We start from the raw sequence: 23,214 nt of genomic DNA, 5'->3' as shown, positions 1-23,214 counted from the left end.
GTTCCTATCCTGTTCCATAGATCAATTCCGTCCCGCCGCTTCCTCCGCCGTCTCCGCGTGTTGAGTATCCCGCAGCGATATTCGGGCACCCAACGATCTGAAGCTGCCGATGACATCTTCGTAGCCGCGCTCCACATGCTCCACCCCGGTAATGCGCGTACAGCCCTCGGCGGTTAGTCCGGCCAAAATCAGGGACGTTCCCGCCCGTACGTCCGTAGCATGCACCCAATTGCCGGCAAGCGGACGGCCTCCTCGGATAAAAGCACTTTCTCCACGCACCTCAATCTCCGCCCCCATCCTCCGCAGCTGCGGTACATGGTTAAACCTGTTGGGATATACTTTTTCCGTGATGATGCTTTTGCCCCTGGCCTGTGTCAGCAGTGCGGTCATCGGCTGCTGCAGGTCCGTCGCAAAGCCCGGATACATGGAAGTCCGGATACGCGTTGCCTTAATGGCATCGGTTCCGTACGCCGTAATGCCCGATTCGGTGCATTCCACCGTCAATCCCGCTTCAATGAGCTTGGAGATGCAGGAACCCAGATGCTCGGGAATGACATCGGTCACCGTAACGCGCCCTCTTGTTATGCCCGCCGCCATCAAAAAAGCGCCGGCCACAAGCCGATCCGGAATCACGGTATGGTATCCTCCGTTTAAATACGGAACCCCTTCAATCCGTATCCGGTCCGTTCCGGCACCGTAAATTTTGGCCCCGAGCCCGTTCAGGAATGCGGCCGTATCGACAACCTCCGGATCGACGGCCGCATGGTACAAGTTCGTTCTGCCGTGGGCCCGAACGGCTGCCAGCATGCTGTTGATTGTCGCACCTGATGTTACCGTATCAAAGTAAATGTCGGCGCCTTGGAGCCTTCCTGCTTCCACCACATAATAATCCTCATGAAATATAACCTTGGCGCCCAGCGCCTGAAATGCTTTGATATGCTGGTCAATCGGCCTGGAGGAGAAATCGTCCCCTCCGGGAAAACCAACGGTGACCCTCCCGAACTTAGCGAGCAGCGCACCGGCAAAATAATACGAGGCACGAAACGAAGACGCTTTGCCCGGGTCAATGATCGCGCTGTGAATATAGCGGGGATCGATGACCATGCTGCCGTCCGGCATGCGCTGCAGCCTCAGCCCGATATCATCCCCGATACGGGCGATTACTTTAACGTCGTAAATATCGGGAATTCCCTCCAGTATTACTTGGCCATCCGCTAAACAGGCGGCGGCAAGCAGGGCAAGAGAGCTGTTCTTGGAGCCGGGTATCGATATGGAGCCTTGAAGCGGCCCTGCAGGTTCAACTTGAATAAATCTCATTCACGTAACCCTACTTTCCACATGTGCACGCACGCTATTTCGAATCCCACTCCAATACGTAACCGCTGCCGCGTACAGCACTAATCAGAAACGTATCTTTGCCGTACTTTTTGCGAATCCGGTACACGAGCGCATTCAGTTCATCCATGCTGACATCGGGTACACCGTCCGTTCCCGACGGACGTTCAGGCCACACGCTTCGTTTGATCTGCTCTATCGGCACCAGCCGATTAGCCTCCTCATAAAGAAGCTTCAGGAACAAATACTCTTTCTCAGACATCGACAGCCGTTTGCCGTCCACCACACATTCCCTTTTTTCCCAATGGATCACCGGTTCGCCATCCGGTTCGTCCCCATGCTGGGTTAAGCTGAGCGGCTCGAATTCCAATGTCTGATCGGCGAATATATATGAAAAATGAAGTACCGTCATTCCTCTAGCAAGCTTGATGATGTCCGTCGATTGCAGCGGATAAGGCTGATGCGGCTCCACCTTGACTCCATTAATTTCAGTGCCGTGCCGGCTGCCCAAATCATATAGTACGGCCTTGCCGCCTTCCTGCCGAATCAACAGGTGCTTGCGCGAAATAAAGGCGTTCGTGAACGCAAAATCCGGCGAATACGTTTTGGACGCTCTGCCCAGCACCGTATCGGCAGCCGACAGATTGAGGCACGTTCCGGATCGATAAGGTTCCCCGCGAATCACATAAAGACAGGCGAAAGTTTCCAGTTTCTTTCCCTCCGTATGCTGTTTTGCGGCCCTTTGTCTCTTGTGGACAAGCGAGTATGAATTCCATACCATCATAACGTATTCCGAAACGAATGAAAATATCTGTTCGGTGACGAGTCAGTTATTTTTCAGTAACAATTCAAGATCGGCTGCGCAAAACAACCCATTAAGTTCTTTATCGTCAAAACACATCGGCCCCATTAGTCCCGATTTTTGGCCGGCTTCGGCGCGTCGTGGTACCCCCGCTCTCCGTAGGGCTGCAGCTGTTCCATCCATTTGGCTTCCAAAGGCAAGCTCATGGCGAACATCTTGATAACCGTCCTTGCGCTGCTTCAACCGTTCGAGCACCTCGAATTGAAATTCCGCTTCCCCGACTTCATTATAGTCATGCTGCATGGCTTTGCTGCGGAACATGCCCATGTTCAGCTCGAATTGATGGCGCTTTGCGATCGCGTCCAGGTCCGGACTGCTGCCGATCCACATCTTTCCATTCCTGCGGTTCGTGATACGGTACACTCCCATCGGGCGCTCTGTCTCCATATAGGCTGCAACCAGTTCTTTGCGTTTTTCCCTGTTCATGCTTTTCTTCCCCTTTTCTTGCGATTCATCGTCTTTGACCGGTTCAACCCAATAGGAGCTGCCGTCATCCAACCGCTCCATGAATCCATAATCCACCATATACCGCCGCAGTGACGCATAATCCGGGTGGACCTGCTCCAGAATGCGGTTCACCTCCGGCTCGGTATACCGTTTGCCCGGTTGAAACCTGCGCTGCAGCAACCTTGCTATGTCCACGCGCCGGCTCTCTTTTTTCGGCCAGCTCCGCAGCGGGCCTTCGAGCCCATCGGGAAAATAGCGCAGCAGTTCCGCATCGTCCTCATCGCTGTTGATCTGATATTTAGTTTATTTATAGTCAAACAAACATCAATTTCGTTTGGCCATTCTCATTTTGTGAAATCTAATCTGCGTATCGTGTCGCTATCTGTATCCGGCAGCGCATGATATAATAAACCTATTTCTAGCATTCAACGAAAACGCAGCCGTTCGGGAGTGTTTATTATGCGCCTGTCCATCCGCCTGTTCACAGCTTTGATGGGGTTGCTGCTCATTTTGCCGATTCCATCTTCGGAGTTCACTTGTCCAGACCCTTCCTCTTCCGTTGCGCCTGTAAGTGTGGAGCCGCCGCAATTGGAATGGACGGAGGAGGATCTGCTCAAGCCCCCGAATATTATTTTTGTTCTGAGCGAAACCTTCTGGGATGCAACCCGGATGACGAATCTGACGTTCAGCCGGGATCCGATTCCTTTTTTTCGCGCGCTGCAGAAGCGGTTCACCCACGGCACCATGCTGTCACCCATGTTCGGCGGCGGGACGGCAAATGTGGAGCTTGAGGTGTTAACCGGGCATTCCATGCGCTTTTTTCCGGAGAACTCCATCCCATACGAATCCGTTATTAAGCATCCGACCGCTTCACTGGCCAGCATCCTGTCGGAACAAGGCTATACGGCTACGGCCATCAGTCCTTTTTACGGATGGTTCTTCAACAGCATCGAAGTGTATAAGCAGCTTGGTTTTTCCCAATTGATCAGCCTGGAATATTTTAACCCCAATGAGTATGTCGGACCATATATCGGCGATTATGCGGTAACAAGGCGCATTATTGAGGAAACCGCCGAAAGTCCGGGCCCCGATTTCATCTTTGCCAGTACGATGGAAAACCATTACCAATACTATCCCGGAAAATTCAAAAAGAATACGATCGATATTAAAGGAAACGGGGTATCGCCGGAAGCGATCGGTATTGCGGAGACCTACGCTCAAGGCTTGACGGCCGCGGATAAAATGCTTCAGGAGCTGGTCAGTCACTTTGGACAGGTCAAAGAACCGACGATTCTCGTGTTCTTCGGAGATCATTTGCCGTCTTTGGAGAAATATTTTGTCTATAAGGAAGCCGGGTATATCAGCGGCGAGGACGATCCGGACTTTCTGGAGAAAATGTACCATGTCCCCGTTCTCATCTGGAACAATTATTTGCCGGAGGAGCAGAAGGATTCCTTGCATATGAGCCCTTCATTCCTCGGTCCTTATGTGCTTCAATTAGCCAAAAGGCCGGGCAGTAGCTATACCGATTATTTAGGCGAGCTGTCCCGGCGTATGCCGATTCTCCCTCCGCCCAGCCATTATGAAGCGATGAATATCGATACCGGACTGGTAAAGGAGTACGAGGCGCGGCAGCATGCCATTCTGGAAGCGGAGAAGCAGGCGGGAGGGGAGCGCAGCGGATTCGTGCTTGGATACGGGGAACCGGCAATTGAGGAGGTAACACCGGGGAAAATAAAGCTTGGGGATAAGACGCGGATGACCGTCCGGGGCGGAAGATTCGGCATCGGCAGCACCGTTTTTGTAAATGGGGAGAAGCTGCAGACCTATTGGCTCAGCGAATCGTCGCTCAGTGTCAAGCTCACGAAAGAGCTGGTTAAAAAACCGGGTCTGCTGGAGATACAGGTTAAGGTCATAGACTCGAAAAACAATATCCTGAATGAGTCCAAACCGGTTTATGTCACGGTGGATTAACAGAAAACCAAATGATTCATGCAGCAGCAGTATAAAAACCCCATCCTCGTTCCGGTGCGGACGAGGATGGGGTTTGTTGAAGCTTGTCGATCCCTGCGCTTGCCCGGGAAATGAGGTTTGCTTCAAAGGCTTATGCCCGAACGGAAGCAGAAATAAACAGGCTGCCGATCCTCTCCTGAGCATCCATCGGCTGCCGACGCCGAGCGCCCATCAGCAGCTTATTCCTCCCGGTGCCACAGCTTCTGAAGCTCCTCATTGGTCTCCAGCAACTCTTCCAGGCGGCCGGCGGCGTCTACCCTGCCCTGCTTCAGCACGATGATCCGGTCCGCACGCATGAGAGCGGCCTTGCGGTGAGAGATCACCAGGCACGCCGCCCCCTGGCGCTGCTCCTCCAAGCGCTCCCACAGCTTCCATTCCGTATCGACGTCCAGCGCGCTGGACAAATCGTCGAAGACGAGAAGCTCCGCATCGCGCACAAACATGCGGGCCGCCGCCGTTCGCTGCGCCTGGCCACCGGACAGCTTCACGCCGCGCGGACCGATAACGGTAGAAAGTCCCTGGGGCAATCTCTCCAGATCCTCCTCCAGCACCGCGGACCGGATCGCCCGGCGAAGCCGCTCCCCTTCCGGACGTATGCCGAGCAAAATGTTGTTCTCCAGCGTGTCACTGTACAGACGGGGAATTTGCGGCGTATAGGCGCTGCGCGGAGGAACGAAGAATTCACTTGGTTCCGTCACAGGCTCGCCGTTCCAGAGAATTTCTCCCGCCTGCTTGGGCAGCAGCCCTAACAGCGTCCGGACCAGCGTCGTTTTGCCCGAGCCCACGCGACCGGTAATGACAGTAAAGGACCCGCGCTCCAGACGGAGGCCGATGCCTTCAATCCCCCGCCCTGTCTCCGGATACCTGTACGTCAGACCGTGAACTTCCAGCACATCGAGACGGTCTTTCTTGGTCCGAACCGGCTCCTCCGGCTCCGGCAGCTCTCCGCGGAGATACAGCGGATGATGCTCCGTCAACCGCTGCGGGTCGGCTCCCTGCAGCAGCGCCAGCAGCCTGTCTTTGGCTACCTCGCTGACTTTAAAATACGTCATGAATTTACCGAAATTCTGGATGAATTGCGTCACGAAAGTCAGGTAATAGACGAATAAAGCAAAATCACCGACGGTAAAGCCGCCGCCCCGCATTTTTTCCGCAGCCAGCAAAAGAATCAGCCCCGTACCCAAATTCACGGCGTTGGAGAAGACCGAATCCAGGGAGGCGGTAAACAGCTGGTCTTTCAGCATGGCTTCCCGCCGCTGGGCATTGAGCCGTTTAAAGCGTCCGATCACACGATCTTCCGCACCCGCAACCTGAACGGATTGCACCGTGCTGAACATCTCGCTGATCGCCCCGGTAACCCGGCTGGTCGCTTCCCGGCTGGCGGCGCGATACTTCTGCAGCATGGCCGTAGACAGCTGCGCCACCATTACGACGATAATCAGCGGCAGAAATACCCACAATGTCATTTGTGCATCGATCCGGATGAGAATAAAACAGGAAACGGCGGCAAATAACATCATCCCCAGCGCATCCGCCGACCAGCTGACGGTTTCCTCCACTTGCTCGACGTCATCCCGAAACGAGCTGATCGCTTCTCCCGACGATCCCGGAATGGCTCGCGCTCCGGGCTCTTTGAGCACATGCTTCAGCAAGTTTCGGCGCAGCAGACCGCCGAGCCGAAAACGGAAGTGAACGTCGGTCATGAAGCCGAAAAGAATAAACCCGACCCTGGCCAGCGCGGATAAAAGAAGGAATGCGATCAGCGCCCCAATCCCGAAGCTGTACAGCGCATGTCCAGTCAGCATATCAAAAAACTGCTTCATAATCAGACCCGGTACGATCGGCGCCAAATAAATCAACGACCACGCCAAGGCATTCCATAAAAACAAGCCTTTGCGGTACCGGGTAAGCTTCCACAAGAAGGAGAGCGTCGTCATGCCAGCATCTCCTCCATTCCCAACTGCAGCATTCGGCTGTAACGGGAATGAGGGTCAGCAGCCAGCCTTACCCGTTCCCCTTGCTCTGCAACACGCCCATTATCCAGTATCAGAATCCGGTCGGCTCTTTGAACCGTCGTTAGCCGATGCGCAATGATAATGCAGGTGCGGCCGAGAAGCAGACGGTTCATCGCTTGTTCGATCCGCTGTTCGGTTGCCGGATCCAGCCTTGACGAAGCTTCGTCAAGAATAACAAGACCCGGATCGCGTAAAAACACCCTGGCGAACGACAGCAGTTGAGCCTCTCCGGCCGACAAGCCTCCTCCCCCGGACTCCAGCATGGTATCCAGGCCGTGAGGCAGCGAGCGAAGCCATGATGCCAAGCCCAGCTCCCGGAGCACCTGTTCGATTCTCCCGTCGTTCACCGATTCATCATAGAACGTCAAATTATCGCGTACCGTCCCTTGAAAAATCTCGATATTTTGCGTCACCATCCCGACACGGTCCCGCAGCTCATGAAGCTTGGTCTCCCGAATATCAATCCCCCCGATCGCAATCCGTCCTTGCCCCGGATCGTAAAAGCGCAGCAGCAGCCGGGCCAGCGTGGTTTTGCCGCTGCCTGTTCTGCCCAGAAGCCCTAACACCTGACCCTGCTCGAGGCGGAAGCTCACATCCTCCAGCGTTGCGGTCTCCGCATCGTATCCGAATCCGACACGGTCGAATTCAACGGATAGCGGCCCTTCCGGCAGAGCGGCGCCCCTGCCGTCTTGAATCAGTGATTGCGTCTGCAGCAGTTCGCGTATGCGTACAATGCTGGCATCGGCTTTTTGCAGGTCCTCCATTTGCGTCCGAATCTGCTCAATCGGTTTGGCCATCAGCTCGGTATAGTAAAAAATCATATACACCGTTCCGATCGTAATCGAGCCCTGGCGCCACAAATAATAGCTGATGCCCAACGCTACCGCGTTTCCGATCGTAAACACGAGCAGCGTCGTAATCCACATAGAAGCCCAGCCGAGATACGCCCGAATACGGATCGGCAGCCATTCGCGCAGCAGAAGATGAAAACGATGCATCACATACCCTGTCGCTCCGCTGGCGCGCGTGTCCTCCGTACCTTCCAGATGCTCACTAAGGAAACCGTAAAATGAGGCGCTCATCTGCCTGAGCTTCCCCCAGTGGGGCACTGCAAATTTACGGATATACTGGATAGCGGCAATGGCAAAAACCACAAAAAAAAGCATCCCCGTGCCGATCAGCCAGCCTTCCCGGAACAGCAGCACCAGCATGCCTGCAATCAGCACGACATTGCTTACCAGCATGATCACGAAATTGGAGAAAAAATTGGACAAATTGTTGATATCCCCATCTACCCGCTCAATGATGGCTCCGGAGGTTTGCGACTTGTGAAACGACATATCCAGCTTCAAACAGTGCGCCGCCACGGCCTCGCGCAATTGGTTCGTTGCAATCCAACCAACGTTGGCCCCCACATAGGACGCCCCAACCGCCACGGCTTGCTGCACCAAGGTAACGCCAATAAATAACACGGCGGCAAAGACCAGCGGCCTGCTGCTCTCCTGCCATTGCGCCGTATCGATAAAGTAGCGGATGATTTGCGGATTGACGAGCTGCATCACGATGCCGCTTAACAGCAGCACCGCAAGAACGGCCATGCTTTTCATCTGCGGTTTCAGATACTGGCGCAGCAAGCCAGCATATTCTCTGGCCGGAATTTTAGGAATCACCTTTTTCATACTCTCCCGCAGCCCCCTTTGCGTAAAAACATTGCAGCCTGCCGACGAGCCTAATCCACGACAGATCGTAAGGAAAAAATAAAAAGCCGCCGCGTCAATGGAGCGGAAGCTTACAGAATACAGAGTACACGATATAGTAAATGATATCCACTTTTGGGACTTCTCAGCCTTAACCGGTCAACTGCTTGCGCATGCGCACGTGCCATATGCCCGCGTCAAGAAAAGGTTCGGGAGAGATCGTTTCATAGCCCAGCTTGCGGTAAAATGGCTCTGCCTGTGTCTGTGCATCCAGGATGACCGCAGGCACACCTTGCGACCGGATATCCTCCTCCATCGCCTGGATGAGCAGGCGGCCGATCCCCCGACCGCGATAAGGAGCAAGCACCGCGATCCGCTGGAGCTTCGCCGTCCGGGAGTCATACATCCGCCAGCGTGCAGTCCCGACCGGCTTCTCGCCGTCCGCCGCGAGAAAATGCCGGCACGCCGACCATGAGACGTCGAACTCATCCATTTCAAGGTCAGGCGGAACCTGCTGCTCTTGTACAAAAACGTTCATGCGAACGGAAAAGCAGTCATTCAGCTGCTCCTCCGTATGTACGGGTATAATGTTCAGATTCAAGCCGAAACCTCCCGGGTCTATGAAAGCGTCCAAACTTCACCCGGCCGCAAAGCTTTGCTGGTAATCCCTTTTGACGTGAGGCTGTCGGCGAACGCTTGCGCATTCTGCCTGATCGGCGGGAACGTATTGAAATGCAGCGGCACGACGGTCTTGGCCTTCAGCCATTCTGCAGCAAGAGCCGCATCCTGAGGTCCCATCGTAAACACGTCGCCGATCGGCAGAAACGCCACATCAATTTGGTTGCGCTCGCCAATGAGCTTCATGTCGGAGAACAGTGAGGTATCCCCGCTGTGAAGAAGCGTCAAACCGTTCCACCGGATGATAAAGCCGCCCGGCATGCCTCCATAGATGATCTTCTTCTCTTCTTCGAGCACGATGCCGGAGCTGTGAAAAGCCTGGATCATCTCGATCTCCGCATAGCCCAGAGAGGTACGGCCGCCAATGTTCATAGCAAACGTCTTCGCTCCCTGCCAGCTCATATACGTTGCCAGCTCGAAGGTGGCAACGACGGTGGCATCATTGTTTTTTGCGATCGGCACGGTATCCAGAATATGGTCCGGATGTGCGTGGGTAAGCAGGATGTGCTCCACTTTGATATCCTCCGGATTGGTAGCTGCCAAAGGATTGCCGGAAATAAACGGATCAATGATCAGAGAGTGTCCTTCGTGACTGAGTTGCACGCAAGAATGCCCATGATAGCGAATTTCCATAATGGTTACTCCTCCTTGGTATGGGAATCGGGTTCCTTTAGGACAAGCATCGTATGTACATTGTAACAAAGAACCCGCCATAAACTCAAAAAAAGAAAAACGTCCGCAAGATCATCGGACGGTTCATGGGTGCGCTAGCCCCACCCCTCATCTTTCACGATTTCAAAGGCGGACCGTAAACTTTCCATCCCATACCCAACGCCTATTTGAAAAACCGGCCGGTTCATCCGGCAAAAGCCTTCAATAATGCCTCCCTTACACGGTCTTTGCTGAAGGGCTTGACGATAAAATCGATGGCCCCCATAGAAACCGCACGAATCAAAAGCGCCTGCTGCCCCATCGCCGACACCATGATGACTTTGGCATCCGGGTCCATCGTCTTGATTTCCTTCAGCGCCGTAAGGCCGTCCATCTCCGGCATGGTTATGTCCAGCGTAACCAGATCCGGTTTAAGCTCGGAATAAAGCGTCAGGGCCTCCAGCCCGTTGCTTGCCTCCGCCACGATTTCATACCCAAATTCGATCAGGGAATTTTTGAGAATCATACGCATAAATAAAGAATCGTCTACGATAATAATTTTTTTCACGCCGGATTACCCCCACTTGTATGATGTATGTACGCAAGGATAAGTGGCAGCACGGTCCTATAATGGCAAGTGATCAGTCAAGCTGATTTGTAACACTCGAAAAAACTTGAGATGAGATGCCGGGTCACTAAAAAAAGACCTCCCGTTTGCCGTAAAGGAGGCCCGTATCAGACGATTTCCTCCGGTCCTTCGGCAACTGGCTGACGTAGTTTGCACATTAGTCCCTTTAGCATTGCGTCCTTGACTTTCACCAGGGTTGCCTTAGTCGAGTGAACCGATAATCAAATGTATTATAGCATCCTATGGTGAAAATACAAGAGCGAACTCTCGGCCTGAATAAGGTTAAACGTCTCTTCTATTCTTATCTATAATTATACCTGTTCGTTCCAGGCATTGCCACAATTTTGTCAATTTTTATCAGTAAGCTATAGAGCGCCATGATCAATATGAGAATCCCGGATGTTCACTGCTTATGCCGCCTCTGACGTGCCCGTCCCTCTTCAGCATCCGGTTTCATCTTGAATGGGCAGCTTCCTCGGATCGGTCTGTCGCCAATGGGGGTTCAGGAGATAGTGCGGAAATCTCCTTTCTCCACTCCGGAGTCATGTCTATGTTCAGCGCTCCAAGCGAGGGCTCCAACTGTTCAACACTGCGGGCGCCAATGATCGGGGCCGTGATCCCGGGATGAGACATGACCCATGCCACCGCTAATGAAACCGGATGAACGCCATGCTCATCCGCGTACCGGGTGAAGCGGTCCGCCGTCTCGTAATAGCCTGCATCGGCATAACGAAGCTTGTAATTCGCCTGCTCAACGAGCCGCCCCAGTTCAGGCTTTCGGCCGACACCGTATTTCCCTGTCAACAGTCCGCCTCCCAGAGGGCTGTAGGAGATGACGCCCATCCGCTCGGATTGAGCCATCGGCAAAATTTCGACCTCCGCCTGACGTTTCACCAGGTTGTACATCGGTTGAATGCATTCAAACCGGGCAAGGCTTTCCCTGGCTGAAATCCCAAGCGCCTTCGCGATCTGCCAAGCCGCCCAGTTGCTGACTGCCGGATGCAGTATTTTTCCCTGCCGCTGAAGATCGTCCATAGCCCGCAAAATCTCTTCCATATCCACTTCCGAATCGAAAGCGTGAACGAAATACAATTCGATCCGGTCCGTTCCGAGCCGCTTCAAGCTTTCCTCTACCGCAAGCATGATGTGCCTGCGTGACAAGCCCCGGTCATTGATGCCCTCTCCGGTCTTCCCGTGAACTTTGCTGGTAAGAATGACATCATTGCGGATTCCGGCAATGCACTTGCCCAATATTTCTTCTGCAAGCCCTTTATTATACACATCGGCGCAATCGAAGAAATTTATGCCTACCTCCCGGCATCTTCGGAACATGGCCATAGAGGCTGCCTCGTCGGCTGCACCTCCGAAGGACATTGTGCCGAAGCAAAGACTGGATACTTTCATTCCTGTTTTACCTAATGTACGGTATTGCATCTAACCTTCCCTCCTCTTCATGAGCCAAAGGCATCGGCCGACAGAATCCGCCTTCTATGCATTCAGCGCACATTGGTTTACGTTCAACGTGTTCATCCGCAAAACTGCACAATTCCAATCCATGAGTTCAAAAGCGCTCCCGGGTTATGTATTCGTCATTGAGGGCTCCATCTCCGGCTTGCGCCTGTTTACATCATACCATAAAAGACCGGAATACCTTCACCGCTTTTTGCCTTCCAACGGGTGAACCAAGGGTGAACCAAGATCGTCTAATATTCAAAATCATCACGCATCCGCCTTGGAAGGAGGTGAAAGAAGATGAAAACGGGAACAGCAATTGCCATCGCGATCGCGGGCGCAGCACTGTTGTCCATATCCGTATGGCTCGGGCCCGGAGTGTTCACAAGATCAGACGCGGAGCAACCGCCGACGCCGCCAAGCCAACAAGCCGGCTCCGCTCCAAACAGCCCCTCCGGCAATGAAGTCCAACCGGTTCCGCCTCCTGCTACACAGCCCGTTCCCGAGGTAAAGGCGCCCCAACGCGTACCCTATCATGGTCCGGTGGAGCATATCTTTTTCCATCCTTTGATTGCTTACCCCGAGCTGGCGTTCGATGGAGATTCGATGTCCCGGGGCTACGATGACTGGTTCGTTACCGTCAAAGAATTTAAAGCGATTCTCGAACAGTTATACCAAAGAGGATATGTGCTGATTGACATCCGGTCACTTTATGAAACCCGAGACGATCAAGGGATCCGAAGCGTATCCCGGAAGGAGCTGCTGGTGCCGGAGGGTAAAAAACCTCTGATCTTATCGGTGGATGATCTAAATTATTATGAATATATGATTCGGAACGGTAATGTAAGCAGGCTTGTCGTCGACGGTCAGGGACGGATTGCTGCGGAATCAACGAGAAGCGGCCAAACGCATATAGACTATGATAATGAAATTGTTCCCATCGTGGACGAATTTGTCAAAGCTCACCCCGATTTTTCCCTGGACGGAGCTAAGGGGGTTATAGCATTAACGGGTTACGAAGGCATCCTCGGCTATCGTACGCAAAATAGAAACACCCCCGGCTTCGAAATGGAAGCGCAGAAGGCGCTGACGGTAGTTGAAGCGCTGAAAGCCAACGGCTGGTCGTTTGCCTCACACGGCTGGGGCCATTTGGATGCAAGGAAAACCAGTCTGGACCGCTTTGTTGAGGACACTCAACGGTGGAAGGATGAGGTGGAATCACTCATCGGCCCCACCCCCGTTTATATTTATCCATATGGAAGCAGTGTGCTTCCCGGTGATCCAAAGTACCAGGCGCTGCTGGACTCCGGCTTTACCATGCTGTGCTCCGTTGGTCCGGAGCCTTATATCCGCTTTCAGTCCGACAGTATCATGATGGATCGCCGTCATATCGACGGCATCGCCCTGAAGGGTCAGGCCAAACGGTTATCCGGACTTTTCAATGCCTCGGAGGTGATGGATTCCGTGAGACCAAAGACGGAAACTTCAAAATAGCCTCCGACGCACTTACACACTCATCGTCTCTCCTTTATTGCTTGCCAATTCCTTCCTTTCGCCGAACAGCTTCTTGAGAAGCGGAGGCGTAATTAAGGTAGTCAGAATAACGACGATCACAACCGATGTAAAGAAATCCTGTGGAAGAAGATTCATTTCGAGTCCGATGGCGGCAATAATCAAGGCCACTTCTCCACGGGATATCATTCCGGCGCCGATCCGTATGGAAGAATTCCATGAGAAACCGGTCACACGCGCGCCCAAGCCGCATCCTATGATCTTGGTCAACACTGCCATGATAGTAAGTCCTGCAATGAGAGGCAGCTGCTCCATGATCCCGTTGAATGTGACGGAAACGCCGATACTGACAAAGAATACAGGGACAAACACCGCATAAGCAATCGGCTCCAGCTTGTGCTCGACTTCTTTCTTAAAATTCGTTTGGGCGATGGCAATACCCGCCGCAAACGCTCCGATAATGCCGGCAATTTGCAGCGATTCGGCAAGGTAAGAAAAGCCGAAGCAAATAATCAACGCTGCGCTTGTGACCGTTTCCGACACACGCAATGGCGCAAACCGCTTCATGATCCATGGAACGACCTTCCAGCCCAGAACAAGGATCAGGGCAAAAAACAATACTTTCTTGCCGATCAGCAACCCTAAGCTGACATCTCCGCCGCCTACGAAAAAGCTCATCAGGAACGCGAGCAGAATGACAACCAGAATATCGTCCACGATAGCTGCGCCAAGGATGGTAACGCTCTCCCGGCTCTTCAATTGACCCAGGTCTTTAAGCGTTTGCACCGATATACTGACGGAAGTTGCCGAGAACAGCAGGCCCAGGAACAACGATTCGGCTTGTCCAAGCCCCATGAGCTGTCCTCCCGCATATCCCCCAATCAGAGGAAAAATAATGCCTCCGACAGCTACCGAAACCGATGAATTCCGGTTACGGTTTAACTCCTGAACATCCGTTTCCAGACCGGCTATAAACATCAATAGTAAAACCCCGATTTGACTGAACGCCTGCAGCATATCTGAATTTTGAACCCATCCCAGTACAGCGGGCCCAATCACGATACCCACGATGAGCTTCCCCAGCACCGCCGGCTGACCCAGCTTGACACAAAGATCCCCTGCAATCTTTGTGGAAAGCAAAATGATTAACAACTGAAAGAAAAACAACAAGCCTATCACTCCCGTTAAAAATGGATTTGCAGCACAAAAGGAGCCTGTACAGACATACTGATATCGTCTGTGACAGGCTCCACCTAAGTACTGCTTATATTCTTTTCACTTCTATATTCTATCATGGATAATATAAATAATACAAGAGTTTTTTTGTTTTAAGTACATATCGTTTCACTTTTACACAAGAAGAAGCCCTTACTGATTGGGGCTCCTTTTTCATTCATATTCAACTTCACATCATTTCGGAGGTTCCTTACGTGGCGTAACATCCTGCCGGATCGATTCGCTTTTGTTCTCGGGACGGTCCGGAACATAAGGCAGCGGTGTCCGCTTGATCTGCGGCAGATAAGGCTCCTCCGACGCTTCCAGGCGTGCGCCGCAGTTCGGGCAAAATCGGGTTTCCTCCTTAACGGATTGACCGCAAGCACACTGCTTCTCGTGCTTCAACAGCCGGATCTGGTCTTCCAATTGACGGATCTGCAACTCCAGGGATTGATTTTCCTTGGAATACATGCGCACTGTTTTTTCCGCTTTGCTGAGATCCGCCGCCTTATAAGCTTCATATACCTCTAAACCGATTTGATACAGATTTTGGTCAAGCTGTTTTCGCTTCGAATGAATTTGCGCTGTAATTTTGGTAACTTCAATCGCCTGTTGGGCTTTATCCGCCGCGCGGCTCGCCCCCTTCTTCAATTTCGACAAGAAATGGTTCATGCGCAAGCCCCCTACTCCTAATCAGTTCCCCTACTGTATCATACCGAATTTCCCGCCAGCATATAACCACAATCAAGCAGATTCAATCGACGGTTTAGAAAAAAACTCTGAACAAAGCTTTTGCTGAAGATACGTGTTATCTTTTTCGTTAAAAAAAACGAAGCCGCCTTTCCGCAGCTTCGTTTAGCGTTACCGTTATCCGGCTTGACCTGCCCTCAGTCTTCCAGCCGCTTTAATGCTGTCATAATAATCAGGGCTGCCGCTGAGCAGCCAGTTCCGGTGGCCTACAGCCGTTTCGTCCCGCTCCGGCTCGCCGTATGGCCATTCTTCGCCGATGCCTTCGACGTAGTCTTTCATCAGCATCAGAAAAGCTGCGCTCCACTGCCGCGTTCCTTTAATGGTCGGAACCAACGGGTAATATTTGTCATATGCCGCCCGAATCAGCGTATGGACGACTTCCTGCAGCACACCCGGAATATCCGCTTCCTCTACCTTTGCGGCAAGCTCGGCCGGGAGCTCCTTCTCATCTGTGGAGGCGTGCCGTTCATATTGCTCGGGCGTTACAAACCCTTTTTTCATAGCTATCCACAGCTTCATCCGGTCAAGCGCAGGCTTGTACGCCTCAGGTACCGACACCGTCAGCTCCGGCTTCGGATCGTCCAAATTAATCACAAACGATTCTTCGAATTTATTCAACTTTACGTTTCCGCGTACACCCAGCCATCTTAAAGCAAGCAGTGCGTGCGTTCTGGCTTTCGGATCGATTTCCTCATTGCGGCAAACTCTGCGAAGCAGCTTTTCGCTTCGAGGATCGGGTACCATGCACAGCAGACGGACCGCCGTGAGCACCGACTCCGCATCTTGTTCGAGCCATACCTTGACCTGCTCAAAAACATTGTCAAGCGGTTCCGACATTAGCCAGTCGAGCTCAATCCTCCGGTCCGCATATTCGGAGAGGCTCAGGATCCCCTGCCGCTTAAGCAGCTCTTCACCGTAGCGTTCGACCAAATCGCGATACGATTGCTCCAATTCCTCAGCCATTTGTGCCAGCGCCTGCTTTTCTTCTGCGCTCAAGCCGCCGCGGGTAAGCATCCTGCGCAGCCATTCCGCCATGGCTCCGGGATTTTGCCGCCACATCATCAAAGCAAAGGATATCATGTCCTTGTCGTAGGCAACGCCTTGCTGCATAGCAAAACGGGCAAGTATCGTTTGTACATCATACTCTTTGCGCATCAAGCTCAAGGCCAGCACAAGGCCGTTCCAGGCGTTCCCGTTCTCCTGATTCTCTACAATCGCACGATAAAAACAAAAGGCAGCCGCCCCGTATGACTCCGCCTGCAAGTATTGTCGGCCCAAATCCCCGAATTGACTCATCCAAATGTTCGCCCCCATGTGAAGTTGGAATATATGACAAGTATACATGACAACCTAGCCTTAAGAAAGCTTAGTTCAGGATTTGAGCATGCTAAATGCGTAACAGCATGATCGGAGGCGAAGACGTTGTCTTATTACTGCGCAGTATGCAACGGTATGGAATTGCTTGAATGCGCTTGTCCCGTTTGCGGGCATCCGGCTCAGGATGAAGGTAAGCTTAGCGATTTTTACGGCCCTTATTCCCCTTACCGGAATATAGATGATTTAAAATTAACGAACGGTTTTATCGACCTGGAACAGCATATTTGCGTCCATTCCATCTACTGCCCGGAGTGCGGCCGGTCATCAGCACAACCGGTGCGGGAAACCAATCAACTCCATTAAAAAAAGCTGCAGCTTCCATTAGGCAAGCTGCAGCTTTTTGGCTTTACGTCCGTACTTCATCTTTAACATTTTCTCGAACAGCTGCTTGACCATCCGAATTTCGGAAGCATCCAGCTTCATAATCGAGAAATAAGATTGTACTTTTTCATCCTCTATGAACTTGTCCCATGTCAGCACCACATTTTGGGCCATCGCTTCGTCCAGGCTCGACAAAATCTGTTTTTTAATGCCTCCGGTACATATTTTAAATGGATCCTTGCCATAATATTTTTCAGAAGCGGCCGTCTCCGGCTTCATTCGAAGCAGCTGCACCGCATTGAACGCATCATCGAGCGCGGAATGGTGCTGGCCGATGGGCTGCAGCTCATAATCCGCCAACGCTTTGTGCAGCCCGCCTTCGAAAAACGAGGTCATGTCGATCAGATTGGCAAGCCACTTGTCAGCGACTCCGTTGATTTTACAATCCACGAACAAATGAAAATAATCGTTGCCTCCCCAAGCCAGCATCTTATATTCATCTCCGCAAAAATCAATAAACTTGTCAATCACGGTTCGAAACCCGTCACTTTGAAGCAAGGTTTCCTTAGGAATTCCGGTAAATTGCAAAGCGAATTTATTTAAGCGGAAGTTGGGCCGGATGTAGCTTTGGAATGTATCCACAATCTCCAGGCGTTCGTTCAGCTTTACAGCCCCGATCTCGATAATTTCCATGGGATGTATGTCATAATGCTTTCTGCCGTTAAACTCCAAATCGATCACGATATAATGCATGCTGTGTCTATCACCTCGTCTCTAAGCATACCACGATCAGCCCGTGTTTCCTACCTTCATTCATTGCCATTTCCGAGCAGCTTCCATGATTTTTGCCCTTCATCTCTTTTTGCTCATCCTGTCTCTATGGGGGGCGATTGCAACCATTCACGCTATGGAGCGTTTAAAACCGTCTTAAATAATGAGAAAAATAGAAATAAAAAAGAAGCGCCATGATTTGCAACTGGCGCTTTTAACTCCCTTGAAATAGATGCTGCTTCCTTAGTTGTCTGTTTTTTGACCAACGACCGTTCCTGTCCATTCTTCGTAGCATTTGATTACGGCGCTCATATCTTCGCCGCCCCAGCCGCTGTTGCAGGCGGTTTGGAACACCTGCTTGACCGAAGACAGCACAGGCACGGGAACCTGAAGCGACTCCGCCAGCCGGTTGGCCAGTTTCAGGTCCTTATGCATCAGCTGTGTCATGAATTGGGCCGAGAAATCGCGGCTTAGCATTTTGGGACCCTTCATCTCCGCCATTCCGCTGCGTCCTCCGCCGCCGGCAAGCACCTCCAGAAAGCGCTCGGGGTCTCCGCCGGCTTTTTGAATCATCACCAGGCTCTCGGCCAGTGCCAACAAGTTGGCCGCAACCAGCATGTTATTCGCAAGCTTGGTGTTCGACCCGGCTCCGCTGCCTCCCATGTAGACCGCTTTTTTGCCCATAATGTCAAAGAAAGGGGCACATTGGTCGAAGATTTCGCTCTTCCCTCCAACGATGAACGTCAGATTGCCTTCAATAGCTTGCGGCTCGCTTCCCGTCACCGGAGCATCCAGCATTTCTACTCCGTAAGCGGCCAAGGCTTGTGCCAGCTTCTGGCTCGTTTCCGTATAAATGGTGCTGCAATCCACCACAATCCGAGGCTTGCTGCCAGCAGACGAGGCGCATGCGGAAACGATCCCCTGTTCTCCCAGATAGACCTCCTCAACGGCCCGATCATCCGTAAGCATGGTAAAAACAATATCCGCCTGCTGCGCCGCTTCAGCCGGTGATGCCGCGATCCGGACGGACGGGAGACCTTCAAAATCTTTGGTTTTGTCACGATTGCGGTTATAGACCGTGAGAGGATAGCCTGCTTTATGCAAATTCAGCGCCATCGGCTTACCCATTGTACCCAATCCAATAAATGCTAGTTTCAACTGTGATTCCTCCATTTCCCCGAGATTCAGATCAGATATAACGGCAGTCCATAATAAAGCCTGTCCAAGCGGATTTCCAATATTTCCAAAACGAACAATCATTTTTATCATATCATATTGTTGAATGACCAGACAATTTAACAGCTTGGCAGTTGCACCGCTTCTATATCCTTCCTGTATACGGTTTCAATTTGCATGGATCGGTTCGTTGGCGGGCTTATTGTATGTGGTTTTCATTTGGCAGGCAAGGGAGGGGGCTTACCCAATGCCGGGCAGGCCCCTTTGACTTCTGGCATATGATCAAACGGAAGCATGGAACAGGTCGGGCACATACTCGATTTTGGACTGCGCCACGATCGTTAATTGCTTATTCTGGGGATCGTAGGCCACAGGACCGTCCTTGACGTAAAACCATACTTTCTTCGTCGGCTGATCGTCGGATTCATAAAAGACAAACACGTTCAGCTCGCTTTTCCATCTCAGGATTTCCTCTACGTTCGAATCCGGAGGCACACTCAGGGTGAATTTGTAGTTGTCTCCCGATTGCTCCAGTTTATATTCGACGGACTGCTTACCCGTATCGATAAACGTTCTTCCGCCCACCGCATGTTTGACCAAAAGGGTTTCCTTCATGACATATCTCCTCCTTAAGGCAGATCGATCAGCATGAAGAACGCTTCTTCATCCGCCGCGATGGTCATCTTGGACAACGCTTCAATTCTGGCCGTATCTCTGGGTTCCAGTGGGGTGCCGTCTACTGTCAACCGTCCCTCGATGACAAAGAGAAACACACGCCGTCCTTCTTCTTGTTGGAAAATGATTTGTCTGTCCTTCTCCAATCTGCTCAAGTATATGGTCATGTCTTGATGAATGGCCGCCGCTCGATCCGATCCCTGACGGGAAACGACAGGCAGCAGCGTATTGTTCATCCGCTTCGGATCGTAGCTGCTCGTTTCATAGGAAGGAGCAAGTCCCCGCTCGCTCGGCATAAACCACAGCTGCAAGAGCTCCAGCTCCTCGGTCTCCGAAGCGTTATACTCCGCGTGAATCATCCCGCTCCCCGCAGTCATTCGCTGAATTTGGCCGGCAGAAGTCACGGCCACATTGCCCAAATTATCCTCATGCTTGATGGCGCCGCTCAGCACAATCGTGACGATCTCCATATCGCTGTGCGGATGGGGGCCAAACCCGCGGCCTGCCGCTACTACATCGTCATTGCACACACGCATGACCCCAAAGCTTGTATTGTCCGGGTCGTAATACGCGCCAAAGGAAAAACTGGGACGGCTGCGCAGCCATCCGAGATCCATAGCATAGCGGGATTCCGCAGGATATACCTGTATCATTGAGGATCTTCCTCTCCATAGGGGTTGTTGATCAGCTTAACCTCATTGTAAGCGGTAGGACCATTTTCTTCAATCTATAACAACCGGCCGGCTGTCCCTCGACAACCGGCCGGTTTCGCGTTTTGGTATGATATTATAAAACGGCTGCGGCCAATATTTCCGCGATATCCTTTGTTTTGACCTGCTCATCCACATTCTTGAGCTTTGCGCCGTCACTCATCATCGTGAGACAGTAAGGACAGGCGCTGCTGATCAGGGTGGGACTTACCGCCATGGCTTGTTCCACTCTGGCTACGTTCACGCGTTTGCCGGCGGTTTCTTCCATCCACATCATCCCGCCGCCCGCTCCGCAGCACATGCCGTTCTCCCTGGTTCTTTCCATTTCTACCAACTCCACTCCGGGTATGGCTCTCAGAATGTTTCGCGGTTGTTCATATACTTGATTATAGCGGCCCAAGTAACACGAATCATGGTACGTAATCCGTTCTTGGACTTCCCTTACAGGAACCAGCTTCTCTTCTTTGACCAGCTGCTCCAGCAATTCCGTGTGGTGATAAACATCCGCTTCCAGTCCGAATTCCGGATATTCATTTTTCAATGTATTATAGGTATGAGGACAAGCCGTTACTATTTTTTTGACGTTGTATTTTTTAAATATCTCTATATTCTCTTTACATAGCTCCTGGAATAAAAATTCATTGCCGAGCCGACGCGCGGTATCCCCCGAGTTTTTTTCCTCTTCGCCAAGAACAGCAAAATTGACATTCGCTTTGTTTAACAGCTGAACCAAGGAACGAGTCACTTTATTGTTTCTATTATCATAAGAACCCATCGAGCCGACAAAATAAAGCACCTCGAAACCGGGATTTTCTTTCACGGTCGGCACGTGTACATCCTCTGCTTCCTCTTTCCACTGAAAACGATCCTTTTTACTAAACCCCCACGGATTTCCCTGTCTCTCAATATTCTGAAGCGCACGCTGTCCTCCCGAAGGTATGCTTCCCTGCATCAGAACAAGCTGGCGGCGCAGATCGATAATTTTATCCACGTGTTCGTTGCCGACCGGGCATTGATCCTCGCAATTTCTGCAGGTGGTGCATTCCCAAACTTCTTCTTCACTCATGACATCCCCGATCAATTGGACGTCTTCGATTTTTTTGTCCGTCATCGTCCAGCCCAGCTTCTGCCTCTGCATCGTCGGGGCAATATCGGTAACGGCATGCTCCGGAAACGATTCCGAGTGATCCGGAGGCTGGAACGAATGCGAACCCTCGGTACCGAATACAAAGCTTGGAACCCAAGGCGACTTGGAGGTCAAAAGCCGGCCCTTCTCCGTCAAATGATCACGCAGCTTCACGATCATATGCATAGGAGATAAAGACTTTCCGGTATTGGAAGCCGGACAAACATTGGTGCATCTTCCGCATTCCACGCAAGCATAAAAATCCAGCATTTGCTTTTGCGTAAACTCTTCGATGCTCGAAACACCGAACGATTCGGCATTCTCGTCTTCCAAATCAAGCGTTTTCAACTTTCCTGCCGGCTCGCTTTTCTTTAACCATATATTGAGCGGTGCCGTAATAATATGAAAGTGCTTGGATTGCGGGACATAAATCGCAAAGGACAGCAGGATCACAAGATGAATCCACCAAAAGGTGTAGTACAGAACATAAGCCGTCTGCGAGGATCCCCCTTCAAATAGAAGAGAAATGGAAGAAGAGACCGGTGCATACCAGGAAAATCCATGCTGCAGTACGGCTCGCTCTAACGCCAGCGTGAACAGAATGGAAAGCATCAGCGAAAAAATGAACAGGAGCACAATGCTGGGCTTCCATCCTTTTTTGAGCCGCTTCACCTTCTCGATATACCTTCGGTAACCCGCATAGCCTGCAGCCAATAATACCAGCAGCACGGTGATTTCCTGCATCAGGGAGAACGTGTCGTATCCCGGAATGGGCAGCGGTTTCCCGGATAGTCCTTTGTAGATTAAATCGACAGCGCCGAATTGTAATATAATAAAGCCGTAAAAGACAATGACATGCATCCATCCACTTTTTCGATCTTTTAACAGCTTCTTTTGCCCGAAAACCTCGGCGGAAAACGCCTTCAGGCGTTCTTTAGTATTCCGTGGAATGGATGCAGGCTTGCCCAAACGAATATAAGTGTACCGTACATGAACGGCCTTAAATGCCAAATAGAGCGCAATTCCGGTGACCACTAAAAACGAAAAAAAATGAATGGGAGCCCACATAGCAATCTCTCCTAATTTTCCGGTATCGCCAAAATTGGTTTTTTACTTGTTCTCGACCATCTTATGATGGATTTGCCGGACTCAAGATCTGATGTCTGACGTAATTCAGATGCTTCATGAAGGCCTCACAGGCCTCTTCTTTATTTTTCTTTTTGAATGCATCCAGGATGGGCTTGTGCATTTCGGCAAGCTCCTGTAAATCGCGGAAATAAAACTGGCCGGTAAAATACCAGATGCGGCTCATCTTATTCGTGATATCCTCCCACACTTGATACATGAAGGAATGTTCGGCGATTTTATATATTATGCTGTGAAAAGCCACGTCATTCAATCTCATTTTGTCAATATCGTCTGTTTTGCCCGCCTCAACCATATTGTTATAAATGTCCTCCAAGGCGGCGACATCCTCATCCGTAATCCGCTCAATGGCCCGGCGAATGGCAAATACTTCGATCACTTCCCGAAAGGTGTAGATTTCCTCTATATCTTTCTTGGAAAAATTCGAAACATAGGTTCCTTTATTCCCATGGGTGACAACGAGTTCATCCCTGCGAAGAAGTCCTAAAGCTTCGCGCACCGTGCTTTGGCTGACGCCGTAGGTTCTGGCAATCTCCAGTTCGATGATCCGGTCTCCGGATTTCAGCTCGGATCGGATAATGGATTCCTTGATCGACTCATACACCTGTTCGGCAAGTGATTTGTAAACGACTTTCTTTTTGATCATAGACACATCCT

The 23,214-nt window shown here is 51.5% G+C and carries 21 protein-coding genes and 1 riboswitch; of the genes, 3 read left to right on the top strand and 18 right to left on the bottom strand.

The features are described from left to right. Positions 1 to 21: 21 nt before the first annotated feature. From murA to BLT35_RS08810, 3 genes are read right to left on the bottom strand one after another with little or no spacing between them, the layout of a single operon-like run. The gene (gene murA / locus BLT35_RS08820; protein ID WP_062409015.1) at positions 22 to 1,317 is read right to left on the bottom strand and encodes a UDP-N-acetylglucosamine 1-carboxyvinyltransferase; all 1,296 of its coding nucleotides are present in this window, start codon (positions 1,315 to 1,317) and stop codon (positions 22 to 24) included. A gap of 34 nt (positions 1,318 to 1,351) precedes the next feature. Next, entirely contained in the window at positions 1,352 to 2,119 is a 768-nt protein-coding gene (locus tag BLT35_RS08815; RefSeq protein ID WP_254777528.1) for an FHA domain-containing protein, read from the bottom strand. A 42-nt stretch (positions 2,120 to 2,161) separates the two neighbouring features. Continuing rightward, positions 2,162 to 2,872, bottom strand: coding sequence for a DUF2087 domain-containing protein (locus BLT35_RS08810; RefSeq protein WP_302848192.1), 711 nt, complete (start codon positions 2,870 to 2,872; stop codon positions 2,162 to 2,164). A gap of 231 nt (positions 2,873 to 3,103) precedes the next feature. On the opposite strand from BLT35_RS08810, the gene BLT35_RS08805 reads away from it, so the two are divergent. Next, positions 3,104 to 4,618, top strand: coding sequence for an LTA synthase family protein (locus BLT35_RS08805; protein ID WP_074727553.1), 1,515 nt, complete (start codon positions 3,104 to 3,106; stop codon positions 4,616 to 4,618). 218 nt (positions 4,619 to 4,836) lie between these two features. Here the strand turns inward: BLT35_RS08805 and BLT35_RS08800 are convergent, their stop codons facing one another. The 6 genes from BLT35_RS08800 to BLT35_RS08775 all read right to left on the bottom strand — a co-directional run bounded on the left by BLT35_RS08800 (position 4,837) and on the right by BLT35_RS08775 (position 11,760). Then, the gene (locus BLT35_RS08800) at positions 4,837 to 6,594 is read right to left on the bottom strand and encodes an ABC transporter ATP-binding protein (protein ID WP_074727552.1); all 1,758 of its coding nucleotides are present in this window, start codon (positions 6,592 to 6,594) and stop codon (positions 4,837 to 4,839) included. Beyond that, the gene (locus tag BLT35_RS08795; protein WP_074727551.1) at positions 6,591 to 8,351 is read right to left on the bottom strand and encodes an ABC transporter ATP-binding protein; all 1,761 of its coding nucleotides are present in this window, start codon (positions 8,349 to 8,351) and stop codon (positions 6,591 to 6,593) included. Before BLT35_RS08795 ends, BLT35_RS08800 begins: the two co-directional genes overlap by 4 nt. 169 nt (positions 8,352 to 8,520) lie before the next feature. After that, positions 8,521 to 8,970, bottom strand: a complete 450-nt coding sequence (locus tag BLT35_RS08790) for a GNAT family N-acetyltransferase (RefSeq protein WP_054817937.1) — start codon at positions 8,968 to 8,970, stop codon at positions 8,521 to 8,523. Between the two features lie 17 nt (positions 8,971 to 8,987). Further along, positions 8,988 to 9,680, bottom strand: a complete 693-nt coding sequence (locus BLT35_RS08785) for a metal-dependent hydrolase (RefSeq protein ID WP_074727550.1) — start codon at positions 9,678 to 9,680, stop codon at positions 8,988 to 8,990. Between the two features lie 223 nt (positions 9,681 to 9,903). Further along, the gene (locus BLT35_RS08780) at positions 9,904 to 10,266 is read right to left on the bottom strand and encodes a response regulator (protein ID WP_074727549.1); all 363 of its coding nucleotides are present in this window, start codon (positions 10,264 to 10,266) and stop codon (positions 9,904 to 9,906) included. 188 nt (positions 10,267 to 10,454) lie between these two features. Beyond that, positions 10,455 to 10,537, bottom strand: a riboswitch (cyclic di-GMP riboswitch). A gap of 242 nt (positions 10,538 to 10,779) precedes the next feature. Next, positions 10,780 to 11,760, bottom strand: coding sequence for an aldo/keto reductase (locus BLT35_RS08775; RefSeq protein ID WP_074727548.1), 981 nt, complete (start codon positions 11,758 to 11,760; stop codon positions 10,780 to 10,782). 318 nt (positions 11,761 to 12,078) lie between these two features. Between BLT35_RS08775 and BLT35_RS08770 the strand changes: the two genes are divergently transcribed. After that, complete coding sequence (locus BLT35_RS08770) at positions 12,079 to 13,272, top strand: polysaccharide deacetylase family protein (RefSeq protein WP_074727547.1); 1,194 nt, start codon at positions 12,079 to 12,081, stop codon at positions 13,270 to 13,272. 12 nt (positions 13,273 to 13,284) lie between these two features. Here the strand turns inward: BLT35_RS08770 and BLT35_RS08765 are convergent, their stop codons facing one another. From BLT35_RS08765 to BLT35_RS08755, 3 genes are all read right to left on the bottom strand, one after another. Beyond that, positions 13,285 to 14,466: a cation:proton antiporter gene (locus BLT35_RS08765; protein WP_137670327.1), complete on the bottom strand. Its 1,182-nt coding sequence runs from the start codon at positions 14,464 to 14,466 to the stop codon at positions 13,285 to 13,287. Positions 14,467 to 14,700: 234 nt separating this feature from the next. Continuing rightward, positions 14,701 to 15,177, bottom strand: coding sequence for a zinc ribbon domain-containing protein (locus BLT35_RS08760; RefSeq protein WP_074727545.1), 477 nt, complete (start codon positions 15,175 to 15,177; stop codon positions 14,701 to 14,703). A 195-nt stretch (positions 15,178 to 15,372) separates the two neighbouring features. Further along, a complete protein-coding gene (locus BLT35_RS08755) occupies positions 15,373 to 16,551 on the bottom strand; it encodes a hypothetical protein (protein WP_062409024.1) in 1,179 nt (392 codons plus the stop codon). 126 nt (positions 16,552 to 16,677) lie between these two features. Between BLT35_RS08755 and BLT35_RS08750 the strand changes: the two genes are divergently transcribed. After that, positions 16,678 to 16,935, top strand: coding sequence for a hypothetical protein (locus BLT35_RS08750; RefSeq protein WP_074727544.1), 258 nt, complete (start codon positions 16,678 to 16,680; stop codon positions 16,933 to 16,935). Between the two features lie 18 nt (positions 16,936 to 16,953). Here BLT35_RS08750 and BLT35_RS08745 read toward each other — a convergent pair whose 3' ends face one another. From BLT35_RS08745 to BLT35_RS08720, 6 genes are all read right to left on the bottom strand, one after another. Further along, positions 16,954 to 17,706, bottom strand: coding sequence for a 3'-5' exonuclease (locus BLT35_RS08745; RefSeq protein ID WP_074727543.1), 753 nt, complete (start codon positions 17,704 to 17,706; stop codon positions 16,954 to 16,956). A gap of 261 nt (positions 17,707 to 17,967) precedes the next feature. Continuing rightward, positions 17,968 to 18,882: an NAD(P)-dependent oxidoreductase gene (locus tag BLT35_RS08740; RefSeq protein ID WP_160327378.1), complete on the bottom strand. Its 915-nt coding sequence runs from the start codon at positions 18,880 to 18,882 to the stop codon at positions 17,968 to 17,970. A gap of 300 nt (positions 18,883 to 19,182) precedes the next feature. Next, the gene (locus BLT35_RS08735) at positions 19,183 to 19,515 is read right to left on the bottom strand and encodes a hypothetical protein (RefSeq protein ID WP_062409028.1); all 333 of its coding nucleotides are present in this window, start codon (positions 19,513 to 19,515) and stop codon (positions 19,183 to 19,185) included. A gap of 14 nt (positions 19,516 to 19,529) precedes the next feature. Then, positions 19,530 to 20,228 carry a pirin family protein gene (locus tag BLT35_RS08730; protein ID WP_062409029.1) on the bottom strand — a complete coding sequence of 233 codons (699 nt, stop codon included), beginning with the start codon at positions 20,226 to 20,228 and terminating at the stop codon, positions 19,530 to 19,532. A 133-nt stretch (positions 20,229 to 20,361) separates the two neighbouring features. Next, entirely contained in the window at positions 20,362 to 22,479 is a 2,118-nt protein-coding gene (locus BLT35_RS08725) for a (Fe-S)-binding protein (protein ID WP_074727542.1), read from the bottom strand. Between the two features lie 61 nt (positions 22,480 to 22,540). After that, on the bottom strand, positions 22,541 to 23,203 hold the full coding sequence (locus BLT35_RS08720) for a GntR family transcriptional regulator (RefSeq protein ID WP_062409031.1): 663 nt from the start codon (positions 23,201 to 23,203) through the stop codon (positions 22,541 to 22,543). Between the last annotated feature and the right edge of the window lie 11 nt (positions 23,204 to 23,214).

The organism is Paenibacillus naphthalenovorans (assembly GCF_900099895.1).
GTDB classification, from domain to species: Bacteria; Bacillota; Bacilli; order Paenibacillales; family NBRC-103111; genus Paenibacillus_G; species Paenibacillus_G naphthalenovorans.
Note: the sequence above shows the minus strand (reverse complement) of the source record. Positions and strands in the feature narration are given on the sequence as shown.